Raw genomic sequence first — 15,130 nt, 5'->3', positions numbered from 1 at the left:
AGCCCAAGTCCTTTCGGGAACGAAAGCTCTGGCCTTTGGCCTCGTGCATAAGGTCCCCACGACGAACGTCGGTCGCCGCGCAGGCGCCCAATTGTTCGTCCGTGTGGGTCTGAAGCTCAGGAACGCTCCGGTCGAACATCGACCAAGGAGTATCCTGTGCACATCCCTCACACCGCTCTTCATGATGTCGTAATTGCTGGTGCTGGTCCCGTTGGCCTGTTCCTCGCCTGTGAACTGCGCCACGCGGGCTGCTCGGTGCTGGTGCTGGAGCAGGCGCAAGAACCGCACTCGCCATTGAAGGCGCTGCCGTTCGGGCTGCGCGGCTTGTCTGTACCGACGATCGAGAGTCTCGATCGCCGCGATCTGCTGGACACCATCAAGGATCGCGCGGTCGGCCGCGACCTTACGGCGGCTGCGCACTGGATGCAGCAAAGGCGCCGCCTGGGCGGCCATTTTGCCGGCATCCAATTCTTCCACGATCAGGTCAACAGCACGGAATGGCGCGGCCGATATGGCGAGCATCGAAGCCGTTCTGGCTGCGCGCGACGGCGATAGGCGCCGAGATAAAGCGCGGCTGCGGCGTCGAAGATTTCGAGCAATCGGACGAGGAGGTTACCGTCCGCGCGGGCGCTGAGACGTTTCGAGGGCGCTGGCTCGTCGGCTGCGATGGCGGGCCCAGTATGGTGCGCAAGGCGGCCAGCATAGGCTTCACCGGCACCGATCCGGAATTTACCGGCTATTCGGCGCAGGTCGAACTGGCCGATCCGGACACGCTCAAGCCCGGCCGTCACTACACCCCATGGGCATGTATACCTATGCGCTGCCCGGCACGATCGCGATGTCGATTTCGATGGCGGCACCTTCCACCGAACCCAGCCGGTCACCCTCGATCATATCGAGGCAGTGCTGCGCAAAGTCTCCGGCACCAATGTCAGAGTCAGGGCGCTGGAGCTTGCCACCACCTGGACGGACCGCGCCTATCAGGCAATCGATTATCGCAAGCACCGCGTGTTGCTGGCGGGCGACGCCGCGCACATCCATTCGCCGTTGGGGGGCCAGGGCCTCAACCTTGGGCTTGGCGACGCGATGAACCTTGGCTGGAAGCTCGCTGCCACTATCCGCGGTGACGCGCCGCCCGGACTGCTCGACAGCTATACGCTAGAGCGGCACCCGGAGGGCGCCCGAATTCTCGACTGGTCGCGCGCGCAGGTCGCGCTCATGCGACCGAGCCCTAGTTCGCGCGTGCTCGAAACCATCATCCGCGATCTGATCGAGACACGCGATGGTGCGACAACTTCCCGAAGCGGCTTGCAAAACATGCCCAGTGCTCCTTTGCCGCGCGTTGGATAGTCCTACGCAGCACTTTGGCGAGCGCGCCGCCACCCAGTCAATCGACACACGACGGTCGGGCGAACGCGACAAAAAGTGTACTGTCACCGAAATTCCGGAGGACTAAGGTCTGCCCTCAGGTTTATGCTTTGTGATTTCGATTCAACGGCCCGCGAGCGACTAGTTTGAGCAAGCCTCAACGCTGGGCCACTCGATGTCCGCTCCTTGCCGCAATCACGCTGTTCCGACAGGCCGCGCCATGCGGCAACTTTCTATTCAACCAAGCCGTTTGACCCACGCTGGCAGCTGCCGAGTAGGCGAAGTCCGCATCGCCTCGATCGCGCCACTTTCCGACCTCAGCACCTCTAAGCGCGACGTCTGGTGTGATGCCCGATGCGCACGTTCGTAGGCACCTCGCTGTTACATGGCGGTGACAAAAGCACCGCCACGGTGGCGTCAACCGGTTACCAAGGGCAGTAAATATCTCCGGCCTTCTGGGAGTGGCGTGTCAGCGTCCCCAGAGGCTGCGTGGGCGTGTCGCCGGTTGGCTGTTAGCGCGGCGACTGGAATGCTCCACGCCTCGCAAGCGGGATAGCGAAATCTCGTGAAGGCAAGGTCGAGCTGCGTTTTCCGTTCTCTATCGGCGACGGGCGGCGACTGGGAGAGACGGATACCATGCACACGGGGAGTCAGGAAGTTGGCAGGACATGGACGCGGGGCGGCCCGCGTGCAGGCGCTTGGCCGAGCGGTGCAATGACCACGCAGCGCCACCTCGCAGCGATCATGGTTTGCGACGTGGTCGGCTATTCGCGCCTGACGGAGCGCGACGAGCGCGGCACGCTCGAGCGGCTGAAGATCTACCGCAAGAACCTGCTCGAACCGCTGGTCTCTGAGCACCGGGGTCGGATCGTCAAGCTCACCGGCGACGGCATGCTGTGTGAGTTCGCTAGCGTCGTCAACGCGGTGGCCTCGGCGATGGCGATCCAGCAGGCCCTGGCAGAACACGAGGCGCAGATGCCCGAGGAAGAGCGGATTCGCTTCCGCATCGGCGTCAATCTCGGCGACGTGGTATGCGAGGAGGACGGCGACCTCTACGGCGACGGGGTCAACATCGCAGCCCGCCTCGACAGCATCGCCGACCCCGGCACCGTGGTCGTCTCAGGCACCGCCTACGACCACCTTCAGGGCAAGCTCGACTGCGGCTTCACGTCGCTCGGCAACCTGCGCCTCAAGAACATCGAGCGGCCTGTGCGCGCCTACCGCGTCGAGACCGACGCCGGCGCCTCGGTGGCTGCATCGCCTCCGCTGCCCGCGAAACCCTCGATCGCGGTTCTGCCTTTTACCAACATGAGCGGCGATCCCGACCAGGAATACTTCGCCGACGGGCTGGTGGAGGACATCATCACGGGATTGAGCCGGGTGAACTCCTTCTTCGTGATCGCCCGCAACTCGTCCTTCACCTACAAGGGCCGGGCGGTGGACCTGCGCCAGGTCGGGCGCGAGCTGGGCGTCCGCTACGTGCTCGAAGGCAGCATCCGCAGAGCAGGATCGCGGGTGCGCATCAGTGGGCAGTTGGTGGACGCGATCAGCGGACACCATGTCTGGGCCGACCGCTTCGAGGGCGACGTAAGCGACATCTTCGACCTGCAGGACAAGGTGACCGAGAGCGTCGTCGGCGCTGTCGAACCGAGCATCCGGCTGCAGGAGATCAAGCAGGCGCGCATGAAGCCGACTGACTACATCGGTGCCTACGACCTCTACCTTCGTGCGCTGCCGCGCTTCTACAGCATGACGCGCGAAGGCTTCGCCGACGTGCGCCGGCTCACCAACGAGGCGCTCAGCATCGACCCAGACTTCACCCTGGCGAAGGCACTCGGTGCCCATATCCGCAGCCTCTCGGTGAGTCAGTGCTGGCACGAGCCCGACGATATCCGCGTCGCCGTGCGCATGGCCCGCGAGGTGCTGGCGGACGCGCGAGACGACCCGACAAGCTTGCGTTTCGCCGCGCAGGTGATCGCCTACAGCGCCAAGGATTACGAGACGGCGCTGGACACGATCGAACGGTCCCTGCTCCTCAACCCCAATTCGGCGCAGGGCCATACGGGCAGCGGCTGGGTGAACGCCCATTCCGGCCACCCCCTCGTCGCGATCGAGCACTTCCACAGGGCGATGCGGCTGAGTCCGGTCGACCCCGAGAAGGGCATCGCGCTCTCCGGCATCGGGATGAGCTACCTGATGCTCGAACGCTACGAGGAAGCGCTGGCTTGGGGAGAACGAGCGCTGCGCGAGATGCCGAATTACGGCTCCTCGCACCGGGTGGTGATCATGGCGCTGGTCAAACTCAACCGGCCGGACGAAGCGCAGGCGGCGGCGCGGCGGCTGATGGAGGCGTTCCCGACCTACACGCTCGGCCTGCAGAGGCAGATCAATCCGTGGCGGGACGAGGTGTTCGCCGAGCACTACGTCGAAGCGTTGGGTATTGCCGGCGTGCCGGAGTGATCGTCGCGGCGGCAAAGATGCCCTCTCCTGCGCGTCACGTCCGGCCAGGCGACGCGCCCCTTGATCCCGTGTCGCTTCTGGAAGGATAGTTCTCTGGCCGGCTTGTCCGAGGACCGAGCCCGTAGAGCAGCTGTGAACAGCCGGCGAGCTCTCTGTTAGGTTCGCGTCGAACTTCCTTTTCCACCGATACCGATATTGTTCAAAAAAGTCCGCGTCGCGGTCGCCCGTGGCACTTTCGTAGGATGGCGTTTCGTAGAGACCCCAAAATTGAATCCTGATTCCATGCAATGCGCCAGGGTGGAACTGGATTCTAAGATCGGTGGCGATTTGCGGTGCGCCGGACTTTTTCAACAGTATCCACCCCAGCCAGTCCTTCGCCGTCGATTTCGGTCGTTCGGCAGCTTAAGGTTCTTGAACGAATGGACGCGCTCAAAGCGACTTTCATGGCGCTCATTCAAGCTGCCTTTCGCGCAGCGGCCGGGGTCAACCTTGGCGGAAATTCGAACCAAGACACTACCGCCGCGGTGCGTCCGTCTGGCGGACGCGGGTAACGCCGAAGCATTTTCGTCGCCGCCTGTCTGTTGGTGTAGATCGGTCCCCGCGTCGTCACGCCGGGAAAAGACGATACGCTGAGGCTTATCATCATTTGGAAGTTCTTCGATGCACAGCGAAATCGCTTGCAGTTCTGCGAAGCGATTCGCAATTATCGCCGCAATCCACGTCCCATCTGGAGGCTCCCATGGCCGAGGTCCTGCTGTTCCACCACGCACAGGTTGACTCCCGGCGTGCGCGCGTTCGCTGACGACCTGCGGGCAGCCGGGCACACCGTGCATACGCCGGACCTGTTCGACGGACGCACATTCCGGAGTATTGATGAGGGTCTCGCCTACATCGGTGAGATCAGGTTCGACGACATGCGGGAGCGCGGCGTCCGCGTCGCCGGCGAACTGACCCCGAGCTCGTTTACGCCGCATTCTCGTTCGGCGTACTGCCGGCGCAGAAGCTCACACAGACACGACCCGGTGCCTGCGGAGCCCTGCTCGTCCACTCCTGTCTGCCGATTAGCGGCGAGTGGGCCTTCGGATCCTGGCCGGACGACGTCCCGGTCCAGATCCACGGTATGGATAACGACCCGATCTTCATCGGCGAGGGCGACATCGACGCCGCTCGCGAGATCGTGGAGAAGGTCGAGGACGCGGAGCTGTTCCTCTATCCCGGCGACCAGCACCACTTCGCCGACAGCTCGCTCCCGTCGTACGACGCGGCTGCCAGCGCACTGCTCACGCGGCGGGTGCTCGAGTTCCTGGACCGTGTCTAACCATGTCGGCGAGGGCCTTATTGAGTGCGGTCGTCCTGTCCATCGGGAGGAGCAAGGAGCGCCACAAGCAGTCATCAAAGGGCTGTATTTCAAAATGACCGAATCGGGGCCCGAGAACAGACCGTCGACTATTAGTTCGGCGGTAGGCAATGGCTGCCGTGCGCCCCGCTGAGACTAAGCGGAGATTTTACTGTGGGAGTTGTGTGCGTCAAGTTCTGCAAAATGGCGTGGCATTGCGTTGACGTTGGCGTGTCCGCCGCGCAGCCCCCGTGACTGGACGGTCGGGGCAGAGTGCGGCCTTCAACTGCCCCGCGGTGCGGTGCCCATTCAAACTGCGGTGGCCCCCGACTGCTTCTCTTCACCGGCTAGGGACAGCATACTCCAGCCAAGGTTAGGGTGCCGGCCTGCAAAGCCGCGCGTTAGGCCCGGTGCCGTTGGGCCGAAAGCCGCTCCGGGGAGCGCAGGGGGAGCGCCGGCCAAATTTCGGCACTAGTGTGATCGCCCGATGACCGCTTAGACCCTGAAGCGCGGAAAGTCTGTGCGCTCTTATTGAGAGCTCAGAGCATCGGGCTCGCATTCCGGCAATGACCTCCCCTCCCCGGTCAAAAAACGCTGGCACCGGTTTCTTCCGGGTCCCCTCTCGCGGCAACCGCGAGGCGATGCGGGCCAGTCCGCCCACTTCCTCCTATCCATTGTGCGTGTGCAGATCTACCTGGCATAGCCGTGCCAGATCACGCCGATCCTTGTCCCGCTTGATTGGGAAGGCGCATAGAAACCAGTCCAAGATGTCCTTCAGAGCCGGTGCTCCAGGTCCTGCCCAGGCTGCAGCAATGGAAGCGCGCAATTGCATCAGCGCCGCACGAGCTTCATCCGTTCTGCCTAACTTGCGCAGGGCGGCAGTTTTCCAACCGGCGGTGTCGACGATTGCGTTCTTGGATCGATCGGCCGCCTCGACTGCGCCTTCGAAATCTCCAGCAAAATAGCGGATTACCGCGATGTGTGACCACTGGTAGTCCAAAAACATGGATGTTAAATCCATTGCGCGCTCTAGCAGAAGCGACGCAGAATCCACGCGGCCCATGAACGCCATTCCCAAGGCAGCCGACACCAGTGTCTTCGGACTATTGGGGTTGAGTTCGGCGGCCAGTTCGTAGTGCACTTCCGACTGTTCGAAGTGTCGGGTCATCGCTGTCGACCAGGCGACGACCAGATGATTGCGTGCATCCAAGGGATCGAGGGTCACAGCGCGTTGGGCCAGCTCAGCAGCCCTTTCCGTTATGGAAGGGTCGGCAGCAATTCCCGGTCGGATGAATTGTCGCGCATTGTGGATGCTGGCCAAGCTGGCGTAGGCAGGAGCGAAGTTCGGGTCAGCAACGATAGCGCCTTCGAACAGCCGTTGGGCCTCGTCGTCTGCATCTGGCGTCCAGCGCGTCAGCAAGTCCTCGCCGCGCAACCAAGCATCATAGATATTGAGATTTTGCGGGACGCCCCTGACCTGGCGCGACAGCCTGTCATGCGAAAGGTAGACTTCCAAAGTGGAAGCAATCTTTCCGACTAACTGCTTCTGCAAAGCGAGCCAGTTTCCAAACGCAAATCTAAACGAATCGCTCCAAATGATCTGGTTTGTACTGGAGTCGCTTACGGAGACGATTAACTGCATGTCGTCTTGGCTGTCTACGCACTGGGCCGTCAGCAGATAGTCCGTGTCGGGGCTTTCGATTGCAGGATCTTTCAACTCGATGACTGTGAACTCCCGAAATTTGGATAAATTGGCGATCAATTCGGACCGGAATCCCCAGACCAAAAGAGAGATTTTCTTTGTTCGAGCCTCAAATCTCTCAACCGCGAGTGTTGGCGCGGGCCCGCTCGGCCGAGGTGGTTTCTTTCTGTTCAACAATAGCGGTTCCGGACCCTTAAGTGCCTCGGCCAAAGCCGTCGTTTCCATGCTAGGCAGCAACTGATATCGTTCGCGCAGAAGGTCGCGCAGATTTTCGTAGACGCGCATTGCGGCGGCGACATTCTGCAGTTCCGCATGGTGGCGGATGAGACATCGCGCAGCGCGCTCATGGCTGGGCTCGAGTACTAAGAGGGCATTTGCTGCCCTGCGCATTGCAGGTTCGGATATCTCGAAGCGTTCCAGCATGGCCTCCAAGGCCTCCAGTGCGTGATCACGCCAGTTGTGCCTCGTGACGCTCAGCCACGCGCTGAATAGGTCGCTGGTGTCTTCCAAGCCAAATAGGATCGCCTCGGACCAATCCGATCGTCTGAGCAGCAAGTCGTCAATCTTGCCCTCTCCAAGATCCTTCAACATGCGAACGACATCGACGCTTATGCGCGAGGGGCTCAACCCAATAATATTTCCGCGCCTGAGAATTCCTGCCGCCGAGTCGCCCGCAATTGATCGCTCGGCGATCTGCAGGCAGTTCACCATTGCACGCCGGGCGGCTATCTGGCTTCGTTCTGGCCAAATCAAGGCAGCCACCCGGTCATGCACCTCCTGATAATTCCTGGACAATGCGAGATATCCGATCAGCGCCTGCGCTTTCGGGGAACGCAATGCGATTGCTTCGCCATCTTCCCTGTAAAGGCCAAGCCCATCGATGACCGAAATCAGTCGCTGGTCGCCGTTGTCCGGGCCATCGGCAAGGTTAGAGGCAACCACGCTGTAGAGCGTCAGTGGCTCAGGCATGTTCTTCAAAGCGGGCCGCCCGGCGAACTGAAAACGCCACCGCCCGGTGTTGCGGGCCGCCCAATAGACGTCCTGGGTCACACACACACCGCCTGGCTCGGCCATAGCTTGCACCCGGGCAGCAACGTTTATCGCATGGCCGAACACGTCGCCGTCGCGACGATGAAACTCTCCGATATGCAATCCGATCCGGAACCGACTGTAAAACGCTCTCTTGTCCAGGAGATCAGCCAGAGTACCCTGCATAAAGATCGCGTAGTCGATGGCGCTCGATACCCCGTCAAACAAGATCAAGACCCCGTCGCCGGTCGTCTTAATGAACTCTGCGCCGAATTCCTCGCAATGGGTTTGGAAGAGTTGGAAACAGAGCGAAACGAGATCCAGAGTTCCAAGTTCATCGGCAGCGGTCAGCCGGCTATATTGAGCCAGGTCCGCAAACAGAATTGTTCTAAGGGTCGCTCGCTCCGATCTCGTTTGCATGGCCGCCGCTGCTTGCCCTGTCGAATGTGCTATTCTGCTCCCCAACGCGAGCCTAGTCGACGGCACAATGACACTCATGGCAAATGCTTTCATGGATGGTTGCGAACACGCCAGGGTCGGCGAACTGTTCAACGTGATTAACTTACCTGTGACAGACGTTCCGGTTCGCTTTGCGATCGCGATTCCTAATAATGCCTTGTTGCAATTGCCAATGATTCCGCGCGCAGCAATGCCACAAACAGGGAGACTGGCCAGCGGTCGAGGGTTGAGCATCGACGACTGCCGAGCGAGTTGTCTTGGCGAGGCAGCAGAACTCTTCAGTTGCTGCTCGTGGGGTGACGAGCCGGCGATCACCGGTACGGTCGACGAGATCGGACCGGCGGCAATCGCACCTGAAAGCCTGAACGGCTTCAGTGCAGATCAGATCATAGCCCGCGTTGCGTGGAATAGAGAAAACACTGGCTTCGACTGGCGACCGCCGATCAGGCATCAATCTGCGGTGCTGGATTGGCTTAGGGTTGAGGATGCATTTGGCGGCGATGAGGCGTTCATACCGGCAGACTTCGCCTTCATAGGACGTCGAGAGGCTGGCGATGAGGAGGCGATAGCCGTCGGCGATAGCAGTGGTTGCGCAGCAGGGATCACCGCAGAAGCTGCGAAGCTTGCGGCTGTCTTGGAACTAATCGAGAGGGATGCGACCGGTAGGTGGTGGTATGGCAGAAGGGAGCGCCAAACCATTGATTTGTCCTGTCTCTTGGGCATCGAAACGCTTATCGACTGGCTGTTGGATCGCGGACGTCGAACTTGGCTCTTCGATATTACCTCAGATATCGATATTCCGGTCGTGGCTGCCGCTTCAGCAGAACCGGACGGCAAGGATGTCTCGCTAGGCTTTTCTGCTGGCCATAGCCTCCAATCAGCAGCCACAGCCGCCTTGACGGAAATGCTTCAGATGGAGATTTCGCTCGGCGCCGCGCGTGCGCTTGGTAACAACGTTGGCGGTTGGGAGCGATGGCGAGAGAAAATCTCAATGATGACCCGGCCTCTGAAAATGGCCTCGATCCAACAGGTCGCGCCAAATCGATCTCCTCCTGCGGGTGAGCGAGACCTGTCAGACGTACTTAACGCCTTGGCGCACAGAGGAATCGATTTGTGGTTTGCCGAAATGACACGAGCGGAATTCGGCATTCCCGTGTTTCGCGCTTTATCGACCCGGCTTTGTCACTGCAAACCACGGTTCGCAAGAGCCCGTCTCCTTGCTCCCGATGGCCGCGATTTAAGCTACGACGCCGGTTCGCCAGCGGACCAGCCGCTGCTTTTGATTTAGTGTTTTTGGCGGCATGAGCTGATCGTCGCATTCCCACAGATCTTTCATCAACACGCGTGTTGGCGAGAGCGCGCCGCCCATGGTGGCGATGCAAAGTTCCAGGAGCATCCGCCCAAGTCGCCCCGCGAAGAGCGGTTCCTGACTGAACAGGGTGGACCGATTTGACATAGAAGTTTTTGGGGGGTCTGGGCCGAAGAACGAACCCGCTGCGCGGGAGGGGCGCCTGCGGTTGAGGTAGTGATCAAGAACCGGTCGTCGCGCTGGCGTTGAGCGTCGTCCGGCGGGGGCAGAGCATGACGGGCTTCTTCAACAAGGAGCCTGACCAATGCCCCATCCCGTTCTCGATGCACCCATCAGCCCGCTGCGCCAGCGGCTGATCGACGACATGAACATGCGGCGTTTCTCACGCGAGACGCAGCGCAACTATCTCCGCGACATCGGACGCCTGGCGACATTCCTCGGGCGTTCACCAGACACCGCTACCGCCGACGACCTGCGCCGGTTCCAGATCGAGCAGCAGGAGGACGGCGTTCCCGTGCCAACGATGAACAGCATCGTGTCGGCACTGCGCTTCTTCTTCACCCACACGCTCGACCGCCCGGACCTGGCGCGCAGGCTTGTCCGGCTGGCGCATCCGCGCAACCTGCCCGTGGTGCTCAGCCGCGACGAGGTGGCCCGGCTGCTCAACGCCACCACGTGTCTCAAGCACCAGGCCGCATTGTCAGTCGCCTATGGCGCGGGCCTGCGTGTCGCCGAGGTGTCGATGCTGAAGGTTGCCGACGTCGACAGCGAGCGCATGCTGCTGCGCGTCGAGCGTGGCAAGGGCGGGCGCTATCGCAACGCCATGCTCTCGGAGGACCTGCTCACGCTTCTGCGTGAGTGGTGGAAGGTCGGACGTCAGCAGGGCGTGATGCACCGCGACGGTTGGCTGTTCCCCGGACAGCACGCGATGAAGCCGATCAGCACGCGGCAGCTCTATCGCATCGTCGTCGAGGCGGCCCAGGCCGCCGACATCGCCAAGCGGGTCGGGCCGCACACGCTACGCCACAGCTTCGCCACCCACCTGCTGGAGGACGGCACCGACATCCGGATCATCCAGGTCCTGCTCGGGCATGCCAAGCTCAACAACACCGCCCTTTACGCGAAGGTGGCGACCCGGACGGTGCGTGCCGTGACGAGCCCGCTCGACAAGCTCGGGCTGTTCAAGCCGGGAGAGGTCTCGCCCGACATCTGAGCCGTGCGCGCCTCGATCGAGGTCGCCGACATCTTCCGTGCTGCCGGACCCGTTTACCGGGCTGCCCATGCAGGTCACCTGAGCCTCGCCCAGCTCAAGGTCATGTCGGCGATCGAGTATTGCCGCACCGCAGCCCTTGGCGGTCACGTCGAGGCTTGCGAGGACTGCGGCCAATGGCGGATCGCCTACAACTCCTGCCGCAACCGGCACTGCCCGAAGTGCCAGGGCGCGGTGGCACGGACATGGTTGGCCGAGCGCGAGGCCGATCTGCTGCCGGTCGGCTACTTCCATGTCGTGTTCACGCTGCCCGCCGAGGTCGCCGACATCGCCTTCCAGAACAAGGCGCTCGTCTACGACCTGCTGTTCAAGGCGGCAGCGGAGACGATGCTGACTATCGCCGCCGACCCAAGACTTCGGCGGGCGCATCGGCATCACCGCGGTGCTCCACACCTGGGGATCGGCGATGACGCACCATCCGCACCTGCACATGATCGTGCCGGGCGGCGGCATCGCGCCGGACGGAAGCCGCTGGATATCTTCTCGGTCGGCCTTCCTGCTTCCGGTACGCGTACTCGGCAAGCTGTTCCGACGGCTCTTCCTCACCCGGCTGGTCGCGCTGCACGACGCAGGACGGCTCGCCTTCTTCGGATCGATGGCGCACCTGTCCGCGCGGCAGGCATTCGTGCGGCACCTGTCGCCGGTCCGCAAGAAGCACTGGGTGGTGTACGCCAAGGCGCCGTTCGCCGGGCCGGAGGCGGTGCTCGCCTATCTGTCCCGCTATACCCACCGGGTTGCGATCTCGAACCGCCGGCTGATCGCCTTCGACAAGAGCGGCGTCACCTTCCGCTACAAGGACTACCGCCGCGACGGCGCCGATCGCAGCAGGTCATGACGCTCGCCACCGACGAGTTCATCCGCCGATTCCTGTTCCACATCCTGCCACGTGGCTTCCACCGCATCCGGCACTACGGCCTGCTCGCCGGCTCTGCTCGCAAGACCAGCCTCGCACGCGCCCGCGAACTGCTGAACGTCGCTGCGCCGTCGGAGGACGACAACTCGGTAGAACCGACTGACTTCCGTCCGCCATGCCGGTGCTGCGGCGGAAGCATGATCATCATCGAGACGTTCGAACGGTGGCGACAGCCGCGCGGACCGCCGGACACCACGGCGACGAACCGGGAGAACTCTCCATGACCCGGCATGGCATGCTCCAGCCTTCAGCCGCAGGCACTCAGCCTCCGGCAACGGACCCACGCGTGTCCATGGTGATTATCGACGCCGAACGGGTCGCGTCCGGCCGCGCGACGACCCGACAATACCGCGTGGCTGAAACGCGAAACGGTCCGTCCGCATCAAACCCGCCGCTTCCCAGCGGCGGTCGCGCCATCGCCGACACCAGCCGCAAATCGAAATCCCCATAACCATCGCCTGTGGCCCGCGGGTTCCTTCCTCGGGGACTTTCGTACGCCTGCCGGCGCCCGAAACTCTTCACGTGAGCGGTCGGTCCGCTATCAGAACGCGTTTAGCGGCTAGCTGCCCATCGAGGTATCAGTATTTTAAGTCCTCGTGGTCCAGCCCAAGGGGTTCACTCAACATCGTCTCACTTGCGAGATCCGTTGATCTGTCGCATAGAATGGGAGGCTAGCCTAGGAGGCACGTTTATGGCACGGCTATACATCAAGGACAACGACGATCGAGCGCGCCCGAGCAAAGATGGATATTGCAATTTCACCCTGAACGCGATCTTAAACAATGGCAACTTTAAGAGGTTCGTCGGCGCTCAAGACGACGACCGGGCTGATCTGGTGCAGCAACATGCGGGCACAGATCCGAAGGGTCGAAAATGCGATGTTACTCACCTATTGATTGATGGAGGCGAGGAATCTATTAACGATAGAAATTGTCTGGTTGAAATAAAAGAAGACTTGCAGAAGAAGAGTTCAAAGTCGAAGCACAACATTTCATTGCCTAAGCAATGGACAAGCGGGAATGAGGTGCCAGACATCGCCTATCTGGATAAATACGTCACTGCGATTGTTGAGATCGTGAAGGACGAGAAAGACCCAGTCAAGGCAAGAAACTTCCTTTTCGGGCTGATGCTTCTCACACGTTGCAGATAGCACGTGCGCCCGCGCTGGAAGAGGCACACTGGTGCAACTTCCGCCGTTGCGGAGCCTTTGACCTGGTCATCGAAGGTGGGGCGATGAGAAGGCGGAGCAGTATTGCCGGCGCATTGGCCGCGCTTTTGTTCGGTAGTGTCTCTTCTGAAACGGTTGCTCGCGCAAGACAATGCCCTGCGAGCCTCGATCAAGTTGTTGCCAAACAATCCTTGATCGTGACATTGGGAGATTGGCCAACCTTCTTCTCGAAGGCCGATTTTAGTTTCGCGCGCACCATCGATGCCATTCTAGCGAGCCTCAAAGTTGACCCAGATGCCAATCGCATCGGCCTCGTGCAAACTCTCCTCGACACCTACGACGTTGACCGGCAGAAGAATCCCGATCCCCACAGTATGCTGCCCATGGCGATTGAGAAGCAGCGGGATAACAATATCCCGAGCGCTGACATGCTCTTGGATGCCAATTCCGGGCTACAACCCGTTGCTCTGGTCAATCGCCTCGACCGCGCCCCGCGCGACGGGGCGAACTGCGGCGAATACCGGATCGTATACGCGATGAAGTACCCGTTGCAGACAGGGGAGTCGGGGCGCTTCTTCCTCAACTTTGAGGCAGTGCTACCCAATCCTGAACGCGAGCGCGGGATCGCCGGCTGTATGCCGGTTGCCGAATTCTGGAGCGGTCTGTCTGGAAAAGCCGAGCAGCAAATGGCGGCGGATCTTGAAACATTTTACTACAAAGGCTTAGGTTCAGGCTTTGTCGCAGCGGTGCTGGCCAAGAACTACGGCATACCGGACGGGCAAGTTCGCGGCAATGCTACGCTTAACGGCCCAGAGCACTGGCAATTGCGTGAATGGAAGATTGTGCCTCCTTCCAACACCTCTGACACGGCCTTCCGAATCGAGACCGTGAAGAAAAATGCCTTGGCAGAATTTTACCGCGACGACAGTAAAGGCGCGATAGACGCAAAAGCGCAGGAGCAGCAACGCATAGCCTATCAGCAGGCCTTTGTTGATCAGTACCTCCCTCAACTTTTCAATCCCGAGCTTACATTATCGCCTGTGCCAGGCGACGATCCAGCGATAGCGGCCTACATGCTTAGTCTGTTGAACGAGTTCGGTGCCGACATCGATAACCGGTTCAACGAATTCCAGAACATATCTTCGAACTCTGAGGACGATCCTGAGCTGGAAGCCTCAGGGCTCAAGCCGAGAATTGTTGCAGCACTTTCCCAGTTGGACCTCTTGTCGAAAGGCGTCTCATCAAACGAGGCCCTGGCAAGGGCGGGAGCGATTACATGCGGGGGTTGCCACGAGTTCTCGAATGGCAAGACGGTGGGGCACGTCGCCGGTAGGGAGATTAAGTGGCCCAACAGCCTCGGTTTCGTTCATATCGACGAAAATGGTAACACCTCTCCGGCGCTCCGGGAATGGAACCTGCCATGGAGGCGGCAAAAGCTATATGAAATGCTTTGCACTGAGCCAAAGTTGCCGGAGCCCGGTTTCGAGGAGGAGCTTGTCTTGCGGAATGAGTTGGCAGAGTTGCTCACCGCGCTGATCGAGAAGAAAACGTCGTTAGACGGCCAAAAAACGGACAACCGATTCCGTTCGTTGGTCGATAGGTTGACGAGTATTGATCTCGAAAAGGAGGGTTACTTCGTCCGTTACCGCCGCACGCACTAGCAGTGACGATGGCCCGGCGGCGACAATCGAACTGGGAATTTGTTCAGCTGCGTTGATCTCAAGACCCCAATCCTGGTGTTCTCGGGTCGCCCTTTAGGCCACCATACTCCTGGCGCCACCGGCAATATGCAACCTCCGTCACGCCTATCGCCGTACCGCTTGCGCGACCGGACGTTCCTGCGATGCCAGCACGTCAATCGGACGCAGCTTCGCAACAATCTCTTCGGCTGTGTGCCGTTTCGTGGCCAGTCTGCCTTCAGGAAATACGAAAGCTGGTCAAAGCTGACTGTGGCCTCCGAAAACATCGATGTCCGCTTTTGGTGAGTGGTCAGGAGCGTCGTAACGGCCGACATTGCTGAAGGGTTTCGGGTGCCGTCAGGCGTACGAAAGTCTCTGATGCAGGAACCCGCGGGCCGCAGGCGGTGAGCTATGGGGATTTGTGTTTCGGGGTGTGC

General features: G+C 60.8%; 6 protein-coding genes and 4 pseudogenes. 8 read left to right on the top strand and 2 right to left on the bottom strand.

Annotated elements, in window-relative coordinates; translation table 11 throughout:
* Positions 1–156 precede the first annotated feature (156 nt).
* The 3 genes and pseudogenes from NKI08_RS31100 to NKI08_RS31090 form a co-directional block, all read left to right on the top strand.
* Positions 157–1,293, top strand: a pseudogene (locus tag NKI08_RS31100) (FAD-dependent monooxygenase); the annotation flags it as partial.
* A 789-nt stretch (positions 1,294–2,082) separates the two neighbouring features.
* Positions 2,083–3,828, top strand: a complete 1,746-nt coding sequence (locus tag NKI08_RS31095) for an adenylate/guanylate cyclase domain-containing protein (protein WP_352774851.1) — start codon at positions 2,083–2,085, stop codon at positions 3,826–3,828.
* A 739-nt stretch (positions 3,829–4,567) separates the two neighbouring features.
* A pseudogene (locus NKI08_RS31090) lies at positions 4,568–5,146 on the top strand (dienelactone hydrolase family protein).
* 685 nt (positions 5,147–5,831) lie between these two features.
* Here the strand turns inward: NKI08_RS31090 and NKI08_RS31085 are convergent.
* Positions 5,832–8,315 (bottom strand): adenylate/guanylate cyclase domain-containing protein, encoded by a 2,484-nt coding sequence (locus NKI08_RS31085; protein WP_352774849.1) that lies wholly within the window; start codon positions 8,313–8,315, stop codon positions 5,832–5,834.
* A 67-nt stretch (positions 8,316–8,382) separates the two neighbouring features.
* Between NKI08_RS31085 and NKI08_RS31080 the strand changes: the two genes are divergently transcribed.
* The 5 genes and pseudogenes from NKI08_RS31080 to NKI08_RS31060 all read left to right on the top strand — a co-directional run bounded on the left by NKI08_RS31080 (position 8,383) and on the right by NKI08_RS31060 (position 14,675).
* Positions 8,383–9,642, top strand: a complete 1,260-nt coding sequence (locus NKI08_RS31080; protein ID WP_352774847.1) for a YcaO-like family protein — start codon at positions 8,383–8,385, stop codon at positions 9,640–9,642.
* A gap of 325 nt (positions 9,643–9,967) precedes the next feature.
* Positions 9,968–10,876, top strand: coding sequence for a tyrosine-type recombinase/integrase (locus tag NKI08_RS31075; RefSeq protein ID WP_352774845.1), 909 nt, complete (start codon positions 9,968–9,970; stop codon positions 10,874–10,876).
* 3 nt (positions 10,877–10,879) lie between these two features.
* A pseudogene (locus NKI08_RS31070) lies at positions 10,880–12,070 on the top strand (IS91 family transposase).
* Positions 12,071–12,537: 467 nt separating this feature from the next.
* Complete coding sequence (locus tag NKI08_RS31065; RefSeq protein ID WP_352774844.1) at positions 12,538–12,996, top strand: hypothetical protein; 459 nt, start codon at positions 12,538–12,540, stop codon at positions 12,994–12,996.
* A gap of 83 nt (positions 12,997–13,079) precedes the next feature.
* Positions 13,080–14,675, top strand: a complete 1,596-nt coding sequence (locus tag NKI08_RS31060) for a hypothetical protein (protein WP_352774842.1) — start codon at positions 13,080–13,082, stop codon at positions 14,673–14,675.
* A gap of 85 nt (positions 14,676–14,760) precedes the next feature.
* Here NKI08_RS31060 and NKI08_RS31055 read toward each other — a convergent pair.
* Positions 14,761–14,924: pseudogene (locus NKI08_RS31055) on the bottom strand (IS3 family transposase); the annotation flags it as partial.
* Between the last annotated feature and the right edge of the window lie 206 nt (positions 14,925–15,130).

It is taken from the genome of Mesorhizobium sp. M0768 (assembly GCF_040320195.1).
Lineage (GTDB): Bacteria > Pseudomonadota > Alphaproteobacteria > Rhizobiales > Rhizobiaceae > Mesorhizobium.
Note: the sequence above shows the minus strand (reverse complement) of the source record. Positions and strands in the feature narration are given on the sequence as shown.